The 23,288-nt window shown below is 69.1% G+C and carries 22 protein-coding genes and 1 rRNA gene; 15 read left to right on the plus strand and 8 right to left on the minus strand.

Annotated features, from left to right (window positions below):
• The first annotated feature begins 27 nt into the window (after positions 1-27).
• Together PUT80_RS35250 and PUT80_RS35255 are read left to right on the plus strand one after the other, a co-directional pair.
• Positions 28-504, plus strand: a complete 477-nt coding sequence (locus tag PUT80_RS35250) for a carboxymuconolactone decarboxylase family protein (protein ID WP_275294741.1) — start codon at positions 28-30, stop codon at positions 502-504.
• Positions 453-1,691 carry an MFS transporter gene (locus PUT80_RS35255; RefSeq protein ID WP_275294742.1) on the plus strand — a complete coding sequence of 413 codons (1,239 nt, stop codon included), beginning with the start codon at positions 453-455 and terminating at the stop codon, positions 1,689-1,691. Before PUT80_RS35250 ends, PUT80_RS35255 begins: the two co-directional genes overlap by 52 nt.
• Here PUT80_RS35255 and PUT80_RS35260 read toward each other — a convergent pair.
• Positions 1,658-2,848, minus strand: a complete 1,191-nt coding sequence (locus PUT80_RS35260) for an acyl-CoA dehydrogenase family protein (RefSeq protein WP_037814134.1) — start codon at positions 2,846-2,848, stop codon at positions 1,658-1,660. The genes PUT80_RS35255 and PUT80_RS35260 overlap by 34 nt on opposite strands.
• On the minus strand, positions 2,845-3,966 hold the full coding sequence (locus PUT80_RS35265; RefSeq protein ID WP_275294751.1) for a CoA transferase: 1,122 nt from the start codon (positions 3,964-3,966) through the stop codon (positions 2,845-2,847). The genes PUT80_RS35260 and PUT80_RS35265 overlap by 4 nt, the downstream gene beginning before the upstream one ends.
• Positions 3,967-4,072: 106 nt before the next feature.
• On the opposite strand from PUT80_RS35265, the gene PUT80_RS35270 reads away from it, so the two are divergent.
• On the plus strand, positions 4,073-4,819 hold the full coding sequence (locus tag PUT80_RS35270; RefSeq protein ID WP_037814136.1) for a helix-turn-helix domain-containing protein: 747 nt from the start codon (positions 4,073-4,075) through the stop codon (positions 4,817-4,819).
• Here PUT80_RS35270 and PUT80_RS35275 read toward each other — a convergent pair.
• Positions 4,816-5,223, minus strand: a complete 408-nt coding sequence (locus PUT80_RS35275) for a MarR family transcriptional regulator (RefSeq protein ID WP_167754156.1) — start codon at positions 5,221-5,223, stop codon at positions 4,816-4,818. The genes PUT80_RS35270 and PUT80_RS35275 overlap by 4 nt on opposite strands.
• A 95-nt stretch (positions 5,224-5,318) precedes the next feature.
• On the opposite strand from PUT80_RS35275, the gene PUT80_RS35280 reads away from it, so the two are divergent.
• The 7 genes from PUT80_RS35280 (at position 5,319) to PUT80_RS35310 (ending at position 12,301) form a co-directional block, all read left to right on the plus strand.
• Positions 5,319-6,389 (plus strand): substrate-binding domain-containing protein, encoded by a 1,071-nt coding sequence (locus tag PUT80_RS35280; RefSeq protein WP_134663163.1) that lies wholly within the window; start codon positions 5,319-5,321, stop codon positions 6,387-6,389.
• Positions 6,390-6,477: 88 nt separating this feature from the next.
• Positions 6,478-7,104, plus strand: coding sequence for an AmiS/UreI family transporter (locus PUT80_RS35285; protein WP_134663164.1), 627 nt, complete (start codon positions 6,478-6,480; stop codon positions 7,102-7,104).
• A gap of 24 nt (positions 7,105-7,128) precedes the next feature.
• Positions 7,129-8,166: an aliphatic amidase gene (locus PUT80_RS35290; RefSeq protein ID WP_037814141.1), complete on the plus strand. Its 1,038-nt coding sequence runs from the start codon at positions 7,129-7,131 to the stop codon at positions 8,164-8,166.
• 43 nt (positions 8,167-8,209) lie between these two features.
• Positions 8,210-9,256 (plus strand): AAA family ATPase, encoded by a 1,047-nt coding sequence (locus PUT80_RS35295; protein WP_275294743.1) that lies wholly within the window; start codon positions 8,210-8,212, stop codon positions 9,254-9,256.
• 316 nt (positions 9,257-9,572) lie between these two features.
• Positions 9,573-10,733: a sialidase family protein gene (locus PUT80_RS35300; protein WP_275294744.1), complete on the plus strand. Its 1,161-nt coding sequence runs from the start codon at positions 9,573-9,575 to the stop codon at positions 10,731-10,733.
• A 26-nt stretch (positions 10,734-10,759) separates the two neighbouring features.
• Positions 10,760-11,494 carry an alpha/beta fold hydrolase gene (locus PUT80_RS35305; protein ID WP_275294745.1) on the plus strand — a complete coding sequence of 245 codons (735 nt, stop codon included), beginning with the start codon at positions 10,760-10,762 and terminating at the stop codon, positions 11,492-11,494.
• A 327-nt stretch (positions 11,495-11,821) separates the two neighbouring features.
• On the plus strand, positions 11,822-12,301 hold the full coding sequence (locus tag PUT80_RS35310; RefSeq protein WP_275294746.1) for a nitroreductase family deazaflavin-dependent oxidoreductase: 480 nt from the start codon (positions 11,822-11,824) through the stop codon (positions 12,299-12,301).
• Between the two features lie 173 nt (positions 12,302-12,474).
• Here the strand turns inward: PUT80_RS35310 and PUT80_RS35315 are convergent, their stop codons facing one another.
• A complete protein-coding gene (locus tag PUT80_RS35315; protein ID WP_275294747.1) occupies positions 12,475-13,620 on the minus strand; it encodes a TetR/AcrR family transcriptional regulator C-terminal domain-containing protein in 1,146 nt (381 codons plus the stop codon).
• A 95-nt stretch (positions 13,621-13,715) separates the two neighbouring features.
• Between PUT80_RS35315 and PUT80_RS35320 the strand changes: the two genes are divergently transcribed.
• A complete protein-coding gene (locus PUT80_RS35320) occupies positions 13,716-15,263 on the plus strand; it encodes an FAD-dependent monooxygenase (protein ID WP_275294748.1) in 1,548 nt (515 codons plus the stop codon).
• Positions 15,264-16,171: 908 nt separating this feature from the next.
• Here the strand turns inward: PUT80_RS35320 and PUT80_RS35325 are convergent.
• The gene (locus PUT80_RS35325; protein ID WP_037814148.1) at positions 16,172-16,792 is read right to left on the minus strand and encodes an L-threonylcarbamoyladenylate synthase; all 621 of its coding nucleotides are present in this window, start codon (positions 16,790-16,792) and stop codon (positions 16,172-16,174) included.
• A gap of 83 nt (positions 16,793-16,875) precedes the next feature.
• Here PUT80_RS35325 and PUT80_RS35330 point away from each other — a divergent pair, with 83 nt between their 5' ends.
• The 3 genes from PUT80_RS35330 to PUT80_RS35340 all read left to right on the plus strand — a co-directional run bounded on the left by PUT80_RS35330 (position 16,876) and on the right by PUT80_RS35340 (position 19,219).
• Positions 16,876-17,595: an MgtC/SapB family protein gene (locus tag PUT80_RS35330; RefSeq protein ID WP_134663171.1), complete on the plus strand. Its 720-nt coding sequence runs from the start codon at positions 16,876-16,878 to the stop codon at positions 17,593-17,595.
• 118 nt (positions 17,596-17,713) lie between these two features.
• Positions 17,714-18,535 carry a DivIVA domain-containing protein gene (locus PUT80_RS35335; RefSeq protein ID WP_134734570.1) on the plus strand — a complete coding sequence of 274 codons (822 nt, stop codon included), beginning with the start codon at positions 17,714-17,716 and terminating at the stop codon, positions 18,533-18,535.
• Positions 18,536-18,937: 402 nt separating this feature from the next.
• Positions 18,938-19,219: a metal-sensitive transcriptional regulator gene (locus PUT80_RS35340; protein WP_009081418.1), complete on the plus strand. Its 282-nt coding sequence runs from the start codon at positions 18,938-18,940 to the stop codon at positions 19,217-19,219.
• A gap of 505 nt (positions 19,220-19,724) precedes the next feature.
• On the opposite strand, the gene PUT80_RS35345 is transcribed toward PUT80_RS35340, so the two are convergent.
• The gene (locus PUT80_RS35345; protein ID WP_275294749.1) at positions 19,725-21,956 is read right to left on the minus strand and encodes a heavy metal translocating P-type ATPase; all 2,232 of its coding nucleotides are present in this window, start codon (positions 21,954-21,956) and stop codon (positions 19,725-19,727) included.
• A gap of 11 nt (positions 21,957-21,967) precedes the next feature.
• Positions 21,968-22,174: a copper ion binding protein gene (locus PUT80_RS35350; protein ID WP_037814153.1), complete on the minus strand. Its 207-nt coding sequence runs from the start codon at positions 22,172-22,174 to the stop codon at positions 21,968-21,970.
• Between the two features lie 113 nt (positions 22,175-22,287).
• Between PUT80_RS35350 and cobF the strand changes: the two genes are divergently transcribed.
• Positions 22,288-23,049 (plus strand): precorrin-6A synthase (deacetylating), encoded by a 762-nt coding sequence (cobF, locus tag PUT80_RS35355; RefSeq protein WP_275294750.1) that lies wholly within the window; start codon positions 22,288-22,290, stop codon positions 23,047-23,049.
• 117 nt (positions 23,050-23,166) lie between these two features.
• On the opposite strand, the gene rrf is transcribed toward cobF, so the two are convergent.
• Positions 23,167-23,283: ribosomal RNA gene (gene rrf, locus PUT80_RS35360) — 5S ribosomal RNA — on the minus strand.
• Positions 23,284-23,288: the final 5 nt, after the last annotated feature.

Here is a 23,288-nt window from a genome sequence, read left to right on the forward strand (position 1 = left end):
GGTCCATTCGAGACCTAATCTAGGTCCATGACAACGACGATCCCGATCCCCCAGCGCCTCGATTTCGACGCGCTGGCCCCGATTTTCTCCCGTGCGATGAGCACTTTGGACGACGCCGCGACCCAGCAGCTCGACCACGCCGAGATCGACCCGGGCCTGCGCGAGTTGGTCCGCCTCCGCGCGTCCCAGATCAACGGCTGCGCCTACTGCGTCGACATGCACTCGCAGGCCGCGCGCAAGGAAGGCGTCACCGCTCAGCGGGTCGACGCTCTTGCGGTCTGGGCGGAATCCGGCCTGTTCACCGCTGCCGAGCGGGCCGCGTTCGCGCTCACCGAGGACGTCACGCGCCTCTCCGAAACGCACGTGCCCGAGCCGACCGTTTCCGAAGCCGTCGCGGCATTCGGCGAGGAAGGCGCGGCCGCGCTGATCGCGCTCATCACCGCCATCAACATGTGGAACACGGTCGGCGTCTCGACCCGGTGCTGGTCGGTCAGCCCGGCATGACCAGCGCGCGCACGGCGATCCGGCGGCTCGCCACCGCCCAAGCCCTGACCTCGGCGGGCGACGGCGCGGTACTGGCCGTGTCCGCCGTCCACTTCACCACCAGGGTCGGCCTGCCGGCGGGAATCGTGGCGCTCGGGCTGTCACTCGGCGCCGCGACGAGCCTGACCACCACCGTTCCGTTCGGAACGCTGCTGGACCGGATCGGCGCCCGCCGCGCGCTCGCCGCGGCGACCGTCGCCGCGGTCGCGGGCCTGCTGCTGTTCGCCGTCGCGCACACTGTTCCGCTGTACATCGCCGCGTGCGCGCTCTTCGCCTGCGGGCAGAGCGCGCTCGCGGCGGGCCGCCAAGCCGTCGTCGCGACGGTGGTGGCTCCCGAAGGCCGCGTCCGAGCCCGCGCCCTGCTGCACACCGCCGTCAACATCGGCATCGGCGCGGGCTCCGGCGTCGGCGCACTCGTCCTGGCCGCCGGAACCAACGCGGTCACCGTTTTCCTCGTCGACGCCGGATTGTTCGTCTTCGCCACCGCGCTGTATCTGCACGCCGGACCGGACGCGCCCACCGAACGCCAGACCGGCTGGCCAGCCTTGCGCGACCGCCGTTACGTCACTCTGACGCTGCTGGCCGCGATCACGCAGCTGACCATGCCGATCCTCAGCGTGACGCTTCCACTGTGGATAGTCACGCGCAGTTCCGCTCCACAATGGACGTCCGCGGTGGTGCTGCTGGCAAACACCGTCCTCGTCGTCCTGCTCCAACTGCCGATCAGCCGCCAGGTCCGCGACGCCCGCACCGCACGCCGATCCCTTGCCGTGGCAGGGATCTTCCTGATCGCCGCCTGCTCCGTCTTCGGCTCGCTCGGCGCTTCAGCACACCCGGTAGTCCTGGCGCTCGTCGGCGCGCTCCTGCTCACCCTCGCCGAAACGACCGCCTCCGCCGGCGCCTGGCATCTCGCGTTCAGCCTTGCCCCTGAAGGACATCAGGGCCAATACCAAGCGCTGTTCGCCACCAGCACCGCGCTCGCGCGCATCACCGGCCCGATCGTGCTGGTCCCGCTCGTGCTGACGTTCGGCTTCCTCGGCTGGACGCTCGCCGGGCTCGGGATGCTCGCGGCGGCCGCCGCGCTGGCGGCCATGGCCGTCCCGCGGCGCAACCCTCAGCGGAAAGCCGACTGCCCGGTGATCGCCTGACCCACCACCAGCGTGTGCATCTCGACGGTGCCCTCGTAGGTGAGCACCGATTCGAGGTTGTTCATGTGCCGGATCACCGGGTACTCCAGCGAAATCCCGTTCGCGCCGAGGATCGTGCGCGCGGTGCGGCAGATCTCGATCGCCTCGCGGACGTTGTTCAGCTTGCCGAGGCTGACCTGTTCCGGCCGCAGCACCCCGGCGTCCTTGCGCCGTCCCAAGTGGATCGCCAGCAGCAACGCCTTCGTGTACTCGAGCGTCATGTCGACAAGTTTCTGCTGCGTCAGCTGGAACGCGGAGATCGGCTTCCCGAACTGCGTGCGCTCCTCGGCGTAGGACATCGCCGCCTGCAAGCAGGAACGCGCCGCGCCCACCGAGCCCCAGACGATGCCGAAGCGGGCTTCGTTGAGGCAGCTCAACGGCCCCTTCAGCCCGGTGACCTCCGGCAGCACCGCGTCCGCGGGCAGCCGCACGCCGTCGAGGACAAGCTCGCTGGTGATCGAAGCGCGCAGCGACAGCTTGTGCTTGATCTCCGGCGCCGAGAAGCCCGGAGTGTCCGTGGGCACCACGAAGCCGCGCACGCCCTTGTCGGTCTGCGCCCACACCACGGCGACGTCGGCGACGCTTCCGTTGGTAATCCACATCTTCCGGCCGTCGAGGATCCAGTCGTCGCCGTCGCGCCGCGCGCGGGTGCGCATGCTCGCCGGGTCCGAGCCGGCGTCCGGTTCGGTCAGCCCGAAGCAGCCGATCGCCTCGCCCGCCGCCATCGACGGCAGCCACTGCTGCTTCTGCTCCTCCGAACCCCACTTCCAGATCGCGAACATCGCGAGCGACCCCTGCACCGACACCAGCGAGCGGATGCCCGAGTCGGACGCCTCCAGCTCCAGGCAGGCCAGGCCGTACTCGGTCGCCGACATCCCGGCGCAGCCGTAGCCCTCCAGGTGCATGCCGAGCACCCCGAGCGAGCCGAGGTCCTTGGCGAGGCCGCGGACGTCGGGCAGTTCGCCGCGCTCGAACCAGTCGCCGACGTACGGGTCGATCCGGTCGGCGCAGACCCGGCGGACCGCGTCCGCGATCGCCTTCTCGTCTTCGGTGAACAGGTCGCCGAGCCCGGCGGGGTCGCGCGGATCCAGCGGCGGCAGGGACTTCGTGGCGCTCATTTCTTCTCCTCTGCGAGCCAGCGGCGAATCTCGTCGCTGTGCTGCCCCAGCCGGGGCGGGGCGGTGTAGCGGGCGACCGGCGTCTCCGAATAGCCGATCGGGTGACGGACCTGGGGCGGCGAGTCGCCGACCGGCACGGTGGGCGCGAGGCCGAGCGATTCCGCGAGCTTGAACCCGTCCGCGAGATCGCCGACCGCACCGGCGGGCACGCCGACCTCGGTCAGCCGCGCGGCCCACGCCGCCACCGTGTCAGTGCCGAGATGCTGTTCGAGCGCGGCGCGCAGCTCCGGACGGTTGCGCACGCGTTCGGCATTCGTCGCGAACCGCTCGTCGTCGGCCAGCTCCGGAGCGCCCAGCACCTCGGCGAGCTTGCGGAACTGCCCGTCGTTGCCACAAGCCAACGCGAGCACGTCGTCCTTGCAGCGCAACGTTTCGTACGGCGCGATCGACGGATGCGCGTTGCCCATCCGCTGCGGCGCGCGTCCGGTCGTGAGATACGACGAGGCCTGGTTGGCCATCGAACCGAGCAGACTGGACAGCAGGTTCACCTCGACCCGCTGCCCCCGCCCGGTCTGCTCGCGGGCCCGCAGCGCGGCGAGAATGCCGATGGTGGCGTCCTTCGCGGCGAGCACGTCGACCAGCGCGACGCCGACCTTCGCCGGTTCGTCGGTGCCGGTGACGCTCATCAGACCGCCCATGGCCTGCACGAGGAAGTCGTAGCCGGGCAGGTCCGCGTCGCCGCCGAAGCCGGAAACCGAGCAGTACACGATGCCGGGATTACCCACGCGGACGGATTCGTAGTCGAGCCCGCGCCGTTGCAGCGCGCCGGACCGGAAGTTCTCCACGAGCACGTCGGCGCGCTGGGCGAGTTCGCGCGCCAGCACCAGGTCGTCCGGATCGCCGAGGTCGAGCACGACCGACTGCTTGGACCGGTTGGCGCATTCGAAGTACGAGCTGGAGTGCGCGGTCCACGGCGGTCCCCAGCCGCGCGTGTCGTCCCCGGAGCCGGGCCGTTCGACCTTGATCACCGTCGCCCCGAGGTCGGCCAGGTTCACGCACGCCAGCGGACCGGCCAGCACCCGGCTGAAATCCGCGACGACGACACCGTCCAGTGGCATGCTCACGAGCGCACCTCCTCGCTACGCATACTGGCATCGAAATACGTATTTACGCAACCCGCAGGTCCGGGTAGAGTTCCCGATCACCCGAGGAGAGAAAGCACCGATGCCGACGCACCCCACGCCGGACGGCCGCCCGAGGCCGCACCACCGGATGATCGACCGGGTGTCGACCATCCTGGAGCGGGCCGCGCGCTCCCGGAACGGGGTCACGCTCACCGAGTTCGCGCGCGAGCTCGACGCGCCGATGAGCTCGATCCAGGGCCTGGTCAACGGCCTCGTCGCCACCGGCTACCTCGACGAGCACGACCGCCGCTACTCCCTCGGCCCGGCGCCGTTCCTGCTCGTCCGCCTCGTCGGCCGCCCCACCGTCACCACGGTGTCGCACGAGGACCTCGAAGCGCTGCACGAGGAAACCGGGATGACCGCGGTGCTGGCGATCATGGTGGGCAGCGACCTCTATTACGTCGACTACGCCTCGCACGACCCGCGCTACGCCTATCTCGCCGAAGGTTTCGTGCGCCGCTCGCCGATCCGCACGTCCACCGGCTGGATCTTGCTGGCGGCCATGGAAAACCGGGACCTGTGGCCGCAGATCGGTGCACTGCCGCCCGCGGATGCCGAACTGGTCGAACGCTTCGTGCAGGACCTGACCCGGATTCGCACCGAAGGCCTGGTCGCCGCGCCGAGCGCTTCGACCGAGGCGGACGGCGTGTCCGTCGCCGTGGTGGAGGACGGCCGGACCGTCGCCGCGGTCGGGATCATGGGCAGCCACGCCGAAGTGGCCGAGCGCAAGGACGAGCTGATCAAAGTCCTTACCCAGCACCGTCGTGAGTGGCAAAGCCGGTTCTAACCGGTTTCAACGCTCACGATCGCCGTCAGCACGCCGCCGTCCGGATCCAGGTCGCGTTCGACCTCGGCCAGCCGGGCCGTCGCCCGCTGATGCGCACTGCGTCCGCGCGGCGCGAGGTACACCCGGACCCGCCGCCGGTCCTCCGCGTCGACCTCGCGGTACGCGGCCGCGGTGGTGACCAGCCGGTCGACCACCCGCGTCAGCGTCGGCCCGGTGACCAGCGTGTGCCCGGCGAGTTCGGTCATCGTGAGCCCGTCGCCCGCGGCGAGCGCGTCCAGCACCAGCCAGCCGTCGAGCGACAGCCCCTCCTGCTTGAGCAGCGGCTCGATCCGCAGGGTGACCGCACGTGCGGTGCGGGTGAGCGCGCGGATCAGCGACGCCTCGGCCGCCTGTGCCTGCCTCATCTCGCCCGCCCTCGTTCCGCCCTTGCGCAAATGCCTCCGCATTGTAAGACTTTCAAATGGAAGCAAGTCAACCGGCAAAGAAGCCCGGAGCCGGCATGGGACTCGGAGTCGCCAGCCGCGCGAGCGCGTTGCGCGTCGCGCTGGTCGTCCCGCTGCAGGGACCGGCGGGCCTTTTCGGGCCCTCGTGCGAGGCGATCAGCGAACTCGCGGTCCGGGAACTCAACGACGCGGGCGGGATCCTCGGTCGCGAGGTCGCACTGGAAGTCGTCGACGGCGGCGCTCCCCCGGCCCAGGTCGCCTCGGCCGTGCGCCGGCTGGTCGACGCGGGCGAGGTCGACGCGGTCACGGGTTGGCACATTTCCTCGGTCCGCAACGCCCTCGCGCCGGTCCTCGCCGACCGCGTTCCGTACGTGTACACGTCGCTCTACGAAGGCGGCGAAAGTCGTTCTGGCATCTACTGTTCCGGCGAAATCCCGCGTGTGCAGATCCAGCCCGCGCTGCGGTGGCTGCGCGACAACTGCGGCGCGCGCACCTGGTTCGTTGCGGGCGACGATTACGTGTGGCCGCGCGGTTCCGCGGACGCGATCCGGCGCTACGCAAGGGAACTCGATCTCCAGATCGTCGGCGAAGCGTTCGTCGGACTCGGCTCGGGCGACATGGCCCGGCTCGTCCGGCGCGTCGAAACCTCGGCGTGCGACGGCGTTCTGATGCTGTTCGTCGGACAGGACGCGGTCCGGTTCAACCGCCGGTTCGCCGCGCGCGGCCTCCACGAGCAGATGCTCCGCTTCAGTCCGCTGATGGAAGAAAACATGCTGCTGGCCAGCGGAGCCGAAGCGACCCGAAACCTCTTCGCGTCCGCCGCGTACTTCCGCTCCCTCGTCACCGCGGACGCGATGGACCTGCTCGGCCGCTACGTCCGCCTGCACGGCCCGGCCGCACCGCCGCTCAACAACGCGGCCGAATCCTGTTACGAGGGCTTGCATACGCTCGCCGAACTCGCCCGCCGGGCAGGCACTCCGGACATGCGCGCCTTCAACGCCGCGATCGACGGCGTCGCCTACGACGGACCGCGCGGCACCGTCGAATTCCACGGCCAGCAAGCCGCCCAGCACGTGCACCTCGCCGCCGCGCAAGGCTGCGACTTCGATCCGATCACCCGGCTCTGACCCGTCCCGCTCCGCTCTTGACGGCCGCCGTCCGCCCATTTATTTTCACTTGACAGTATTTCATCTGGTACCAACTGAGGAGCGTGCGATGAACAACGTCGGCCTGCTCTACGTCGGGGCGGTACTGCTGGTCAACGGGCTGATGCTGCTCGGGCGCGTGCCCGCGCGGTCGGCCGCCGCGCTGAATCTGTTCGTGGGCGGGCTGCAGTGCGTGACGCCGACGGTGCTGATCATCCAGGCGCACGGGGATTCCGAAGCGATCCTCGGCGCGTCCGGGCTGTTCCTGTTCGGCTTCACCTACCTGTACGTCGGGATCGCGAACCTCGCCGGGCTCGAACCCGAGGGCATCGGCTGGTTCTCGCTGTTCGTCGCGGGCGCCGCGATCGTGTACGCCGGCCTGGCGTTCTGGCGGCAGGACGATCCGGTGTTCGGCGTCATCTGGCTGTCCTGGGCTCTGCTGTGGGGCCTGTTCTTCCTCGTGCTCGGGCTCGGCCGCGAGGAGCTGACCCGGTTCACCGGCTGGACGACCGTCCTGCTGAGCCAGCCGACCTGCACACTGCCCGCGTTCCTCGCGCTCACCGGCGGCTACCGCTCCACCGCGACCGCCGCCCTCATCGCGGCGGCGATCGCGATCCTGCTCGTCGCCCTCGCCGCGGTGCTCGGGTTCCGCGGCCAGTCCCGCTCCGTCCCCGACCGCGCCGCGGCCGCGGCCTGACCCTCCACCAGAAGGAGAAATCCCATGCGACACGGTGACATTTCCTCGAGCCCGGACACGGTCGGCATCGCGGTCGTGAACTACAAGATGCCGCGGCTGCATTCGAAGGCCGAGGTGCTCGACAACGCGCGCAAGATCGCCGACATGGTGGTCGGCATGAAGAGCGGCCTGCCCGGAATGGACCTCGTCGTGTTCCCCGAATACTCGACGCAGGGGATCATGTACGACGAGCAGGAAATGTACGACACCGCGGCGACTGTCCCCGGCGAGGAGACCGCGATCTTCTCCGCCGCCTGCCGCGAAGCCGACACCTGGGGCGTTTTCTCGATCACCGGCGAACAGCACGAGGACCACCCGAACAAACCGCCGTACAACACCTTGGTGCTGATCGACAACCACGGCGAGATCGTGCAGAAGTACCGGAAAATCCTGCCGTGGTGCCCGATCGAGGGCTGGTACCCGGGCGACCAGACGTACGTCACGGACGGCCCGAAGGGGCTCAAAATTTCGCTGATCATCTGCGACGACGGCAATTACCCGGAAATCTGGCGGGATTGCGCGATGAAGGGCGCCGAGCTGATCGTCCGCTGCCAGGGCTACATGTACCCGGCGAAGGACCAGCAGGTGCTGATGGCGAAAGCCATGGCGTGGGCCAACAACTGCTACGTAGCGGTCGCCAACGCGGCCGGATTCGACGGCGTGTACTCGTATTTCGGCCACTCCTCGATCATCGGTTTCGACGGCCGGACGCTCGGGGAAACCGGCGAGGAAGAATACGGAATCCAGTTCGCCCAGCTGTCGCTTTCGGCGATCCGGGACGCCCGCGAGTACGACCAGTCGCAGAACCACCTGTTCAAGCTGCTGCACCGCGGTTACTCGGGCGTGCACGCGGCCGGCGACGGCGACAAGGGCGTCGCGGACTGCCCGTTCGAGTTCTACCGCACGTGGGTCACCGACGCGCAGAAGGCGCAGGAAAACGTCGAGGCCATCACGCGCAGCACGATCGGCGTGGCCGAATGCCCGGTCGGCCAGCTGCCCGCGGAAAAGACCAAGCAGGCCTGATCCCCCGCTGGCTGCCGGTTTTTCGGTTCAGGGAAAGGACACCATGCCGTTCATCACCGACAGGTACCACGACCAGAACCGGAACCGGCAGCCAGCCGCTCCGGCCGCCGCCCCCGCTCCGTCCACTCCGGACACTCCTGATGCGCTCGCACAACGCCTGCGCAGCCGCGTCCTGGGCCAAGACCCGGCCATCGACGCCGTCGTCCGCGCGATCACCCTGGCCCGTGCAGGCGCGACGGAACCCGACCGTCCCCCCGCGACTGTTCTTCTCCTCGGCCCCACCGGCGTAGGCAAAACCGAACTGGTCCGCCAGGTCGCCGCCGCCCTGCGCTCCGGCCCGGACGATCTGTGCCGAGTGGACATGAACTCCCTCGCCCAAGAGCACTACGCAGCCTCCTTCAACGGTGCTCCGCCCGGGTACGCGGGAAGCAAGGAAGCCTTCACCGTCTTCGACCGGTCCACTGTGGAGGGTGACCCGTACACCCCAGGAATCGTCCTTTTCGACGAGGTGGAGAAAGCCCACCCTACTGTTCTGCGCGCCCTCTTGGGCGTACTGGACAACGGAATCCTGCGTCTCGCGAACGGCCAGGAGAAAATCTCCTTCCGCAACAGCTTCGTCTTCCTCACCTCGAACCTGGGCTCAAAGGAACTCGCCCGCCGCCGAGGTTCCCGCTGGCGCACGCTCCTGGACCGCAGCCACACCCGCCGCACCGTGGTCGACAAAGCTCTTCAATCGTTCTTCGACCCGGAATTCCTGAACCGCATCGACGAAACGGTGATCTTCGATGAACTGGACCGCACCACCATCGAACAAGTAGCCCGCCTCGAAACCGACCTGCTGCGCACGAGACTCCGCCGCCGCGGCGTCGATCTCCAAGTAGACGACTCCGCCGTCCACCTCCTCGCCGATCAAGGCTTCGACCCGATATACGGCGCCCGCGGCCTGCGCCGGACCCTGCGCACCCACCTGGCCGCCCCGGTAGCCGCGGAAATCATGCGCGTACGCCCGACCGGCACCGCCCCGCTGCGGATCACCGCAACCGCCTCGACCGGCACCATCCGCGCCACCGCCACCGACCCCGAGCCTTGACACCGCGCAACCACCTCAGCCGGAACCCACCCGCACCACCACCACCGACCCAGAGCCCTGACGCCGCGCAACCACCTCGACCGACACCATCCGCACCACCACCACCGACCCAGAGCCCTGACACCGCGCAACCACCTCGACCGGAACCCACCCGCACGACCGCCACCGCCCCAGAGCCTCGACATCGCGCAACCACCTCAGCCGGAACCCACCCGCACCACCGATCCGGAGTCTTGACGCCGCGCGACCACCTCTCTAAGTTCTCCGGACATAGGACGTCGGACATCCCATGTCCGGAGCGAGAGGCGGTCCCCCGGTGCTCCCGAGAACAGTCACGCTTGCGCTCGCCGCAACCCTCTTGAGCCTCACCCCGACCCCGCCCGCCCACGCGAGCGGCAGCTGCACGTCGTCGACCCCGTTCGTCTCAGGCGCCGAGGGCTACCACACCTTCCGCATCCCCGCGGTGGTCCGCGCGGCGAACGGCTCGCTGATCGCCTTCGCCGAAGGCCGCCGCGACTCCCCCGGCGACTCCGGCGCGATCCAAACCGTCGCCAAAACCTCCCGCGACGGCGGCTGCACCTGGGGCGACCTGCGGGTAGTCGACAGCAACGGCGAGGCGACCGCCGGAAACCCGACCCCCGCGGTAGCCCGCAACGGCGACCTGGTGCTCCTGACTGTCCACAACGGACCCGTCAGCGAAAAGGCCATCATGTCCGGCACCGTGTCCGCACAAGACACCCGCCGGGTTTTCGTCCAACGCAGCCCCGACAACGGCCGCACCTGGACCCCAGCCCGCGACATCACCGCCACGACGAAACTCCCGTCCTGGCGCTGGTACGCCACCGCCCCCGGCCACGCCACCGTCCTCAAACACGGCCGCCACGCCGGGCGAATCGTGGTCCCCGCCAACCACTCCAGCGCCCCGCCCGCAGGCTCCGCGGACGTGGGAACCGAAGCCAAGTACTACGGCGGCCACGATCTCTACAGCGACGACAACGGCCGCACCTGGCACATCGGCTTCACCGACGACCCGACCGACGGCGTCCTCGCCCCCAACGAAACCACCGCCACCGAACTCCCCGACGGCACGGTGTATTTCTCGAGCCGCAACCAAGGCTCGGCCCCGGAACACCGCCTGGACGCCTACAGCACCGACGGCGGCGCCACCCTGACCCGCCCCTACCAAGTGCAGCCAACCCTGTCCGGCCCGAAGGTAGAAGGCAGCGTCCTGCAAACAACGAACCGCCGCGTACTCCTCTATTCCGGCCCGTCGGATCCAGCGTCCCGCCGCACAATGCAACTCAGGACCAGCTCAGACCGCGGCAAAACCTGGCAGCCGTCCACCGTTCTCGCCGACGCCCCCGCCGGCTACTCCGACCTGGTCCAACCAGACAGTTTCACCGTCGGAGTGCTGTTCGAAACGGGCGTCACCAGCGCGTACGAAAAGATCGAATTCCGCCGCTTGCCCCTTTCCTGACAGGGGTCGCCGGTAAAATCGCGCGCATGACGGACCCGTGGCTACGCCGCTTCCACCCCGCCGACGACGCTCCCGCCCGCGTGGTGTGCCTCCCGCACGCAGGCGGCGCGGCCCCGTTCTTCCACCCGTTGTCGAAGGCGCTGTCCCCCACTGTCGACGTCCTGGCGGTGCAATACCCCGGCCGCCAGGACCGAATGGCCGAACCGGCTTTGCGCACCATCGAAGAACTGGCGGACGGCGTCACCCAAGCCCTGTTGGCGTGGCTGGACCTCCCGGTAGTGCTGTTCGGCCACAGCATGGGCGCGACGCTCGCGTACGAGGTAGGGCTGCGCCTGGAATCGCGAGGCACCCCAGCGGAAGCAGTAGTCATCTCCGGCCGCCGAGCCCCGTCCCGCCTGGTCAACGAACAAGTCCACCTCCAAGACGACGACGGTTTGCTGTCCGAGATCGAAGGCCTGGCAGGCACCGACCCGAAGGTCTTGCGAGACCCCGAACTGCGAGAGCTCTTCCTGCCAGCCCTGCGCGCGGACTACACAGCTGTCGAGACGTACCGCCCAAGCCCGGGCCCGCTAGCCGCCCCCATCCACGCCCACACCGGAGACGCCGACCCGCACGCCCCCGTAGACGACGTACAGGCTTGGTCGTCCCACACCACCGGGGATTTCACCCTGACCACCTACCCAGGCGGCCATTTCTACCTGGTGGAACACGCCGCCGCACTGACCGACGCCCTGCTGAAACTCACCACGAGCGGGTTCTAGCTCTGGTCCCCCTGCCTGCCTCCCACGACCCGGCTGTCGGCACACTTCCGCCGCTCCACTGGCCACTTCACCACCCGAACCTCGCCCCCTCACCGGCCCGCCCAGCGCCTCTTGCCTACTTCGCCACCCAACCGCAGCCCCCGGACCAGCCCGCCCGGCGCCACTGCCGCTTCGCCACCCAACTGCAGCCCCCGCACCAGCCCGCCCAGCACCACTCGCCGCCTCACCACCCAAACCCCCAGCCCCGCACCACTGCAACCCGCCGCACCGTCCGCTCGATCCGCCGCCCCACCAGCCTCCCCCGCACCGCCCCGTAGGCTGCGCCCCATGGAATTGCGCAGGATCTTCGCCGGTTTGGGCCGCAGCAAGGCATTCGCCGCGTTCGGCCAAGCGATGATGCCCGCCGACCGCCTGCTCCTCCGCATCAGCGGCGGCCGCGTAGGCGTAGGCGCGGCAGTCGGATTGCGCACCCTCCTGCTCACCACGATCGGCCGGACCTCCGGCGAACCACGCCAGGTCCCGCTGCTGTACGTCGAACGCCCCGGCGGATACGTAGTGATCGGCTCCAACTGGGGCGGCGAACACCACCCCGCCTGGACAGCAAACCTCCTGTGCCACCCCGACGCGACAGTCTCCGTCCACGGCCGCACCGTCCCCGTCCGAGGCCGTCTCCTAAAAGACGCCGAACGCCAGGAAATGTGGGACGCAGTCGCCTCCTACTGGCCGGCTTACGACCGCTACGCCGAACGCGCCGCCCACCGTGACATCCGGGTCTTCCTCCTGGAACGCACAACCCCAGCCGCCTGACGGACTTGCTCCGTTCCGGATTCGACGGTCCTCCCGCCTGCTCCGTTTCGTTTCGTTTCGCCAAGGCTCGCCCAGCCGACCCTCCCCGGCTGGATCCGCAGCCGTGAGCCGCACGCTCCGCGCGTGAGCGGCCCCGACAGCGACCCGACTCACCAACTCCGGGCTCTCGACGATCAGCGGAGCCGCGCGGCGATGCCGTCCAGCAGACATTCGAGGCCAAGCTCGAACTGCGCGTCCTCGGCCGCCGCCGCAGCGACCTTCCGCGCGTCAGCGGCAGCATGCGCCTCCGCCGCCTGACCCGAGCCCGGCAGACCCGAGCCCGGCCGACCTGAATCCGACGGACCTGAGCCTTGCCGACCTGAGCCCGGCCGACCCGAGCCCGGCCGACCCGAGCCCTGCCGCTCCGTGTCCCGCCGCTCCGTGTCCTGCCGACCCGTGTCGTCCTGGCCCGCGCCCTGCTGGCCCGAGCCCCGGCGGCCCGGCTCAACCGCCCGACCGGCCCCGGCAACCTCGCGGTCCACCTCGGCACCCCGGCCAGCCCCGGCCTCGTCCACACCCGGCCGGGCACCCGGACTACCGACACCAACCGCCCGGCTCGATGCGTCCGGTTCCGCGTCCGATCCAGCACCGTCCGCGCCAACCGCACCGGTCTCACCCGCCGCGTCGTGCCGCTCGGCCAGGAAGCTCTCCAGCACCCGCACGAGCAACGGATACGGCCCGCCCTCCGACGGGACGTCGCCGAACCAAGCCCGCGCCTGCCGCTGCACGTCCACCACGTCGACGAACGCGTTGCGCTGCCACATCGCCCGCTCTTCCGCCCACTGCAGCGCCTGACCGGTGACGTATCCGTCGAGCAGCCGCGCGTACCCGAGCGCCGACGCGAGGTCCTGGCCCAGCCGGTCGAAGGTCGCCAGCACGAACTCGGTCCGCCGGCTCGCGTTCGGCCCCGCCGGAGGTCGCTGGTGCACGAGCCGCGCGTACCACGGATGCCGCTTCGTCATCGCCCACGTGTCGACCGCGACGGCCGTCAGCTCGCCCCGCCAGTCCTCGCCCGGGACTTCCGGGGTGCGCACCTCGCCGTTCGCCAAGTCCAGCATCAGGTCCACCAGACCGTCTTTGCTGTGCACGTAGCGGTACAGCGACATCGGCGTCGACGCGCCCAGCTCCTTCGCCACTGCCCGCATCGTGAGCGCCTCCGCGCCGCCGTGGTCGGCCAGGCGCACGGCCGCGTTGACGATGTCGACTCGTCCGAGGCCCCATCCGCGTTCCGGCGGCCCAGGCAACAGCCAAATCGGCGGTGTCGGCCCTCGATCTCCCATTCATCTCCCTGTCTCCAGCCCGCTTGCGTACACAGTACATCCTCATGTACAACGTACACAAGATGTACGACGTACACGACCCTGGGGGTTATGAGATGACTGCACGAATTCCTGTTCTGATCTGCGGCGGAGGGATCGCCGGACTCACCGCGGCGCTGCTGCTGCACCGCGAGGGCGTAGCGCCGGTGCTGGTCGAGAAGCACGCTGGCACGTCCCCGCAGCCGAAAGCACGACGGTTCAACCCGCGCAGCACCGAGGTGTTCCGCTGGCTCGGCCTCATGGACCAGGTCGAGCAAGCGAGCGCACCGCTCACGTCGTTCACCGGAATGCTCTCCGGCGCCACGCTGGCCGACGCGACCTGGCCGGAGGTCACCGATACCTTGCGCGAACGGCTCGTCCAGCACGCGAAAATGCCCGACCTCAGCCCCGCGCCAAGCGTGTTGTGCCCGCAAGACGTGCTGGAACCGGTGCTGAGGCAGGCCGCGGTCGAGCGAGGCATGTCGGTTCGCTTCGGCACCGAACTGGTGTCGTTCGAACAGGACGACGCTGGGATCACCGCCCACCTACGCCCGGTCGACGGCGAGCCGTACCAGGTCAGCGCCGAATATCTGATCGCGGCGGACGGCGCGCGCAGTCCGATCCGCACCGCGCTCGGAATTACGCGCAGTGGGCACGGGCATCTGGCCGACAACCTGGACGTCTGTTTCCGCGCCGATCTCGCCGAACTCGTCCGGGACAAACCGTTCAACCTGTGCCGGATCGAAAACCCGGCCGCCTCCGGCGCGTTCGTGTCGGTCAACGGCACCGACCGGTGGCTCTTCTCCACCTCCGACTTCCCCGGGTCGGACTCCCTGGGCGAGGACGGCTGGCGGGAGTTGCTGCGCACTGTCGTCGGCGTGCCGGACCTCGAGGTGGAAGTGCTCAGCCGGATGCATTGGGAATCAGGGATGTACGTGGCCGACCGCTTCTCCTCCGGGCGGGTCTTCCTGGCCGGCGACGCTGCGCACGCCATGCCGCCGATGGCCGCCGCGGGTGCGAATACCGCGATCGCAGACGTAGCCAACCTGGCCTGGAAGCTCGCCGCAGTGCTGGCCGGCACAGCGACGCCTGCCCTGCTCGACACCTACCACACCGAGCGGTACCCGATCGGGTACGCGACGGCGGAGTTCTCCAGCATGGCCAGCGGCCATCTCGGCACGATGCTCGCCACGATCACCAGCGACGACGCGCCGCGCATCGACCCGCTCGCCGCGCTGTTCGGCGTGCAATACGAACAGGGTGCCTTCGTCCCGGACGGACGCGGTCCCGCACCGGAAGACCGCTATGCCCCGGCCGGTCGCCCAGGCACCCGGGTGCCGCACGCCTGGCTCGACGCCACGACGTCCACAGTGGACTTGGCGATGCCTGGCCTCACCTTGCTCTGCGGCCCGGACAGTGCTCGGTGGACGGCCGAAGCGAACCGGCTAGGCCTCCGCCTCGTCCCGGTCGCGGACGAGGCATGGCTGGCCGAGACGGAACTGCCTTCAGACGGCGCGCTGCTGCTCCGGCCGGACGCCATCGTCGGCTGGCATTCCTCGTCGGAGGTCCCGCTCGCGGACGCCCTGTCTCGCCTGCTCAACACCCCTGCGGAGGCAACTGTGTGATCTCTTCGACGGGGCTCGGGTTCGCCCACCCCGCGCACTGAATCTGCCCACCTTCGACGCATGAAAGGAGCCTTGATCGAACACACCTGAGAGCGCGGACCCTCGGTGCCGGTACCTTGCCAGCCCGCTTCGGCACCCCACCGGATGCGATCCGCCGCTGCTTCTCCTGACCAGGTCGAACCGCGCCACCGTGCCAGCCCGCACCTACCGCGACTCGTGCCTGAAGGAGACCGCAGCAGCTGCCGCCGATGACAGCGAGGATCGCTGCGGCCCGCGCCAACGGCATGCTCCTGCATGCGAGAGAAGTCCAGAGAGCCAGGACCAGGGTCAACGGAGACGCTGGAGCAGCTACCGGCTGTGCGTGAACGCTGGGTGTGCGAGCAGATTGTGAAGGTCGCCGCCGAGGGTGCTCGGTGCCTCGGGCGACGAGAACCTTCCTCAGCCTGCATGAGGTGGAGGCCCGCTAGCGACCTGCGCGGTCGTCCGCCGACCTGGCGCAGTCGGCACGTCGCGTGGCGTGCGCCGACCGACTGGCGTGGTCGGCACTTCGAGTGGCATGCGCTGGCGTGCGCACTCGTGTCCGCAGCAGGCCGGAGCGGCGATCGCCCGCCACGCGACCTGCGCTGGCAGCCTCGCCGCGAGCATCCCAAGCCGAGCGGCGCGGGCGGAACGGTCGCTGCATGTGCAGGGCAGTCGCTCCAAGCTGCCGTCACCACAGGCGTCGGTTCATTCAGCCCGTTTCAGGAGCCGCCCAGACAAGAACCGTCGCGTCAGGAAGCTGTCAGGAGCAACCGTCGGGTCGAGCAAAACGCGTCAACAACAGTCGCGCCGAGCGGGCCGGAGCCGCCGCCCGCATCAGGATCGAACCCAACCCCGTCAGGAGGAGACAAGACCGATGACGACCCCGTTCACTCGAACCGGGACGGGTCACCTGCCCCGTGCCGCACGACCTCCGCCTCTCCGGAGGAGAAGTCGATCACCGTGGTGGGTTCCACGCCGCAGTCGCCGGAGTCGATGACGGCGTCCAGTACGTGGTCGAGTTCTTCCTTGATCTCCCAGCCCTGGGTGAGGGGCTCGCCGGAATCGGGCAGCAGCAGCGTGCTCGACAGGATCGGCTCGCCCAGTTCGCCGAGCAGTTCCTGGGTCACCACGTGGTCGGGGATCCGCACGCCGACGGTCTTCTTCTTGGCGTGCAGCAGCCGACGCGGGACTTCCTTCGTCGCCGGGAGGATGAACGTGTACGCGCCGGGGGTGCTGGCCTTGATCGCCCGGAACACCGCGTTGTCGATGTGGACGAACTGGCCGAGCTGGGCGAAGTCCTGGCACACGAGCGTGAAGTGGTGCCGGTGGTCGAGCTTGCGGATGGTGCGGATCCGTTCCATCCCCTGCTGGTTGCCGATGCGGCAGCCGAGCGCGAAGCACGAGTCGGTCGGGTAGGCGATGAGCCCGTCGTCGCGCAGCAGGTCGACCACCTGGGAGAGCGCGCGGCGCTGCGGGTTCTGCGGGTGCACGTCGAAGTAGCGGGCCATTGCCCGAGCTTAGGCGTGCCGGCCGGGCCGGGCGCGCGGGCTCTCCGGAGGCCGGGCATTGTGACGGGCGAGGAGGTACGTCCGTGCATGCTCTCTGGTCCACCGGCGAACAGTGGGAACTGCTGCCGCCGGTGCTGCTCGCCCTGCTGCTGAGCACGGTGATCGGTATCGAGCGCGAGGTCGGCAACAAGCAGGCCGGCCTGCGCACGCACACGCTGGTCGGCGTCGGGTCGGCGGTTTTCATGCTGGTGTCGAAGTACGGTTTCGCCGATTTGCTCGGCATCGAGCACGTGGCGCTCGACCCGTCGCGGATCGCCGCGCAGATCGTGTCCGGCATCGGGTTCGTCGGCGGGGGGCTGATCTTCGTGCGCCGCGACGCGGTGCGCGGCCTCACGACCGCGGCGACCGTCTGGCTCGCGGCGGCCGTCGGTGTCGCGTGCGGTGCCGGACTGCCGGTGCTTGCCGTCGCGACCACCGCCGGGCTCGTCGTGATCACTCGCGGATTCCCGCCGCTTTCCCGGTTCGTCGCGCGCCATCGGCGGCAGCCGCCGATCCTCCGGTTGAGCTATAACGACGGGCACGGCGTACTGCGGGCTGTGCTCGCCGCTTGCACCGATCGAGGCTGGGCAGTCCACCGGGTGGCGGTCGATCGCGAGACAGTTTCCGAAGAGGGGCAACGGATCGCGGTCGTCACATTGCTGTTGCAGGGGCGCGGCGATCTTGCCGACCTCACCGCGGAACTGGCCGAATTGCCCGGCGTGCGAAGCACTGCGACAGGCACCGAAGACCCGCTCGAAGATTGACCCGCCCCAGGCTCCCACGGATCGCCGGACTTCAGGCACACTGGAGGCAGTGCGGAAACCCCGGTGCGGCAAGAAAAACGAGCGCCGAGGAGAAACCATCCAAATGGGAGGTGAGAGCATGGCCCCCGGCGGTGGCGAGGACCTGATGGCCGTCCGGCCGTCCTTCGACTCGGCTTGGCGCGGCTATCAGCGCGGCCAGGTCGAAGAATTCGTCACGTGGGTCGAGGCGGAATTCCGGCGCCTCGCCGCGGAACGCGACGCCGCGGCACACCAGGCGGCCGAACTCGCCGAGCGCAATCGCGAACTGCGCGCGACGGTCGACCGGATCAGCCGCACCCCCATCGAGCCGGACGCATTGCAGGAACGCTCGCGCCGGATGGTCGAACTGACGCGCGAGGAAGCCGCGGAGATCACCGCCCGCGCCGAGGACACCGCCGCGCGGATCATCGCTGACGCCAAGGCAGAAGCCGTCCGTCTCACCGAAAAGGAACGCGCGCTCGTCGAAGCTGTCGCCGCGGATCGCGAGCAACAGCGGCGAGAACACGAAGATCTCCTGCGCCGCGCAGTCGAAGAACGCCAAGCCGCAGACGAAGCGGCAGCGAAAGAACGCAAGCGGCTCGAAGAACACCTCACGCGCACCTTGGCCGACCGCCGCACCGACGCACTCCGCGAAATCGCCGACCGCACCGCCGCCGCCCGCGCCGAAGCCGACGCGCACGTCCGCCAAGCCACCGACCACGCGACCCGCATCGTCGCCGACGCCGAACAGCGGGTCGCCGAACTCGCCGCTGTCCAGCAACGGGTGAAAGCCGCACTGCGCGGAGCCCGCGAACTACTGGCGACCGCGAACGCCGACCTCGCCCCGGACGGCACCCCCGTGCCGAATCAGCGACGTACCTCCGCACTCACCGAAGTCGCCGAGGCCGCCCCGACGGGCTAAGCACCAGGCTCGAGCGGCACAGCAGCTCTGCGGTCAACCCCCGCGAACGCCGACGTCGAGCTGGTCCGACGGCCGGACCGGTGCGCTCACCGACGTCCCCGATGCCGTCCCGATTGAGCGAACGCCCCGCGCACGGCGGGCGCGGCGGGCACGGCAGGCGCGGCAGGCGCACCACCGCGAAACTCCGACCTCTCGACAGCGGCCGGAATAGTCTCGGCGTCCGGGTGGCCCGCGATGATGGACCGAGGATGCCGTCAACCCGTGCCAGACCGATGCCCGACCTCCGCGCTGAGCGAAGTCGTTGAGGGCACCGCCACTGGCTGAACGCCCGCCCCGGATACACCGGGTGGGTATACTTGACGGTGAACCAACGGGGATGCCGAGAAAAAGGGACGATGTGCGATGACCGGCTACGGCAGTGAACGAGAGGCCTACCTCAAGCGCCTTCGCCGGATCGAAGGGCAGATCCGCGGCCTGCAGCGCATGGTCGAGGAGGACAAGTACTGCATCGACATCCTGACGCAGGTGTCCGCGGCGACGAAGGCGCTGCAGTCCTTCTCGCTGGAGCTGCTCGACGAGCACCTGGCGACTTGCGTCGTCCAAGCGGCGGCTGCGGGCGGGGAGGAAGCGGACCTGAAGGTGCGCGAGGCCTCGGACGCGATCGCCCGGTTGGTGCGTTCCTGAAGTAGTTTTCCCCGGCGCGACCTCGGCCCGGTGTTTCCCAGGCCGAGAGGGCATAGAAGCGCTTCGCCGCCGCAGGCGGAGAACACGTCCGGGTGCTCAGAAGCATGGGCTGGGGTCGGCGCGAACGGACCCTCGCCAGAAAGCAAAAACGGGCCAGCCGCGAAAACTCCCGCCGCTGGCCCGTTAAGTCAAGCCGAACCGGACCGTCGTAGAAACTGGCCGATCCCTATCTGCACCACACCGACCGAAACCGGCACAACCGCTGGCCGGTCCACGCACGTCACGCCGGCCCAGCACAACCGCTCGCCGATCCCAGGCGCACCACGCCGACCTGAGCTGTCACAACTGCTCGCTGGTCCAAGACACCTCAAGCCGCCCCTAACGGCACGGCCGCTGGCGGTCTCAAGGCACATCAAAGCCGACTGAGACCGCCGCGGCCGCTGCGATGGTCCCGGCCAGGTCAAGCCGGCCGGAACCATCGCAGCCACTCACTGGTCCAGGCACATCACGCAGCCCGGAACCGCCGCAGGCGCAGGCTGTTCGACACCACGAACACGGACGAGAAGGCCATCGCCGCGCCTGCGATCATGGGGTTGAGCAGGCCGAACGCTGCCAGTGGCAGTGCCGCGACGTTGTAGGCGAACGCCCAGAACAGGTTTCCCTTGATCGTGCCCAGCGTGCGCCGGGCCAGGCGGATCGCGTCTACTGCTGCGCGCAAGTCTCCTCGGACCAACGTCAGGTCGCCGGCTTCGATTGCTGCGTCCGTTCCCGTGCCCATCGCCAGGCCGAGGTCAGCTTGGGCGAGGGCGGCTGCGTCGTTGACGCCGTCGCCGACCATGGCCGCCACTCGGCCTTCGGCTTGCAGGCGCTTCACTACAGCCACCTTTTCTTCGGGCATTACCTCGGCGACCACCTCGGTGATGCCCGCGGCGTCGGCGATTGCTCGCGCGGCACCGGCGTTGTCGCCGGTCAGCAGTACCGGCTTCAGGCCCAGCGCGCGGAGTTCGGCGACGGCTCGGGCGGACGTCGGCTTGATGGTGTCCGCGACCACCAGCACGCCGCGTGCCTCGCCGTCCCATGCGACGAAGACTGCCGTCGCGCCTCGTTCTTCGGCTGCGGTCTTCGCCGAGGACAACTGGTCGTCGACCTTCACGCTCCAGTCGGCCAGGAAGGCTGCGCGGCCGGCGAGGACAGCGGTGCCGTCCACGAGGCCGGAGACGCCCAGGCCCTCGGTGTTGCGGAACTCGGTCGCCGACGGGAGGTCGCCGACTCGTTCGCGGGCGCCGTCTGCGATTGCTTTCGCGATCGGGTGCTCCGAGGCGTGCTCGACTGCCCCTGCGTAGCGCAGCAGTTCACGTTCCGTGACGCCCTCGCCGACGTGGATGTCCACCAGGCTCATTCGCCCGGTCGTGACGGTTCCGGTCTTGTCGAGCACCACGGTGTCGACCCGGCGAGTGGATTCGAGCACCTCCGGGCCTTTGATGAGGATCCCGAGCTGCGCGCCGCGGCCGGTGCCGACCAGCAGGGCGGTCGGGGTCGCGAGGCCCAGTGCACACGGGCAGGCGATGATCAGCACCGCTACCGCGGCAGTGAACGCCTCAGTGACGTTTCCGCTGGTCAGCAGCCAGGTGACCAACGTACCCACAGCCAGCACCAGCACGATCGGCACGAACACCGCCGAGACGCGGTCGGCCAGTCGCTGGACCGCGGCTTTGCCGTTCTGTGCTTCCTCGACGAGCCGGGCCATCTGCGCGAGCTGCGTGTCCGCTCCGACCCGCGTCGCGCGCACTGCGATCCGGCCGCCGACGTTCACCGTCGCGCCCGTCACGCCGTCACCCACTGCGACCTCGACCGGTACGGATTCCCCGGTAATCATGCTGACGTCGACTGCAGAACCACCGTCGGTAACCACGCCGTCGGTGGCGATCTTCTCGCCGGGCCGCACCACGAACGTGTCTCCGACCCGGAGCTGGTCGACCGGGATCCGCTGCTCACGGCCGTCGCGCAGGACCGTCACGTCCTTCGCGCCGAGTTCGAGCAGGGCCCGCAGCGCAGCGCCGGAGCGTCGCTTGGACCTCGCCTCGAAGTAGCGTCCGGCGAGGATGAACGTGGTGACGCCCGCCGCGACCTCGAGGTAGATGTTGTCGGTTCCCGAGCCCCCGGACACGCTGAACTCGAAGCCGTGCCGCAAGCCCGGCATGCCCGCCATGCCGAAGAACAGGGCGTACAGCGACCACAGCGTGGCGGCCGAGACGCCGAGCGAGATCAGCGTGTCCATCGTCGCCGCGCCGTGCCGGAGGTTGGTCCAGGCGGCGCGGTGGAACGGCCACGCGCCCCAGACCACGACCGGCGCGGCGAGCGTGAGCGACAGCCACTGCCAGTTCGTGAACTGCAGCGCGGGGACCATCGCCAGCACGATCACCGGCACCGTGAGGATCGCCGAGTACAGCAGCCGGTCGCGCAGCGGCCGCGTTTCGTCCTGTTCGGGTTCTTCCGGCTTCTCCGGTTGCGGCGCTTGCGCGGTGTACCCGGTCGCTTCGACGACGCCCACCAGGTCGTCGACCGAAACCGTGGAGGGGTATTCGACGTGCGCCTTCTCGGTCGCGTAGTTGACGCTCGCGGTGACACCGTCGACCTTGTTGAGCTTCCGTTCGACCCGAGCAGCGCACGACGCGCAGGTCATCCCGCCGATGGCGAGTTCGACCGACTGCACGGGGGCTGGTGTCGTGGTGCTCATGTCACTCCTTTTTACGCGACGACCTGGTAGCCGGCCTCAGCGACGGCGGCCTCGACGGCCTCGCGCGAGATCGGCTCCGCACTGGTGACCTTCACTGCGCCGGTGGCGAGGTCGACGTCGACCGTCTGCACGCCGGCCAGGCCTCCTACCTCCTCTTTCACCGATCCGACGCAGTGCCCGCACGTCATGCCCTCGACGGTGTAAGTCGTTTCGGTCATCGCCACACTCCCTATCGTCTCTCCGCTTGCTCCTCCTTTATACCCCTAGGGGGTAGTGGCATGCCAGGGGACCCTGTCGTGAACCCGGTTACCCGCCGGGAGAGACTGCACGGATGCGGAAGATCTACGCGATCGGGATCGGCGCCGGCGACCCGGAACACCTCACGGTGCAGGCGGTCGACCGACTCAATCGCGTCGACGTCTTCTTCGTGCTCGACAAGGGCAGCGCGAAGGCCGACCTGGTGCAGCTGCGCCAGGAGATACTGGAGCGGTTCGTGAGCCGCCCGGGGTATCGCGTGGTGAGCGCGAAGGACCCCGATCGCGACCGGAAGCCTGCCGACTACCGCACCGCGGTCGCTGACTGGCATCAGCTCCGCACCGACGTCTACGAGCGGCTGATCCGCGACGAGCTGGCCGACGGCGAGACCGGCGCGTTCCTCGTCTGGGGCGACCCGGCGCTGTACGACAGCACCATCGCGTTGATCGAGGCCGTATTGGCGCGCGGGAACGTCGCGTTCGACTACGAGGTCGTGCCAGGAATCAGCAGTATCTCCGCGCTAGTGGCCCGGCATCGCACGACAATGAACCAGATCGGCCGTGCCGCGCAGCTCACGACCGGTCGCCGGTTGGCCGAGGGCTGGCCGAGTGACGCCGACGACGTCTTCGTGCTGCTCGACGCGCACACGACGTTCGATCAGTACGCGGGCCAGGGACTGTGGATCTACTGGGGTGCGTACGTCGGGACTCCGGACGAGATTTTGCTGTCCGGGCCACTGGATGAGGCGTTGGCGGCGAAGATCCGGGAGACGCGGGCCGCGGCTCGGGAGCGGCACGGGTGGATCATGGACACGTATTTGCTGCGCCGGCCGGAGTGAGTGCGGCGGGCCGTTCTCACGGTCCGCCGGTTTTTTGGGCATGAAAAAAAGGGGCGGGGCTCCGGGAAAACCTTTTCAGGTTCTCGACCGGAGTCCCGCCCCTTCTTCTTAAGTTAAGTTCGGCGGTGTCCTACTCTCCCACAACCCTTCGGTTGCAGTACCATCGGCGCAGTCAGGCTTAGCTTCCGGGTTCGGAATGGGACCGGGCGTTTCCCTGACGCTAAAACCACCGAAACACT

It is taken from the genome of Amycolatopsis sp. La24 (assembly GCF_029087445.1).
Classification (GTDB): domain Bacteria; phylum Actinomycetota; class Actinomycetes; order Mycobacteriales; family Pseudonocardiaceae; genus Amycolatopsis; species Amycolatopsis nivea.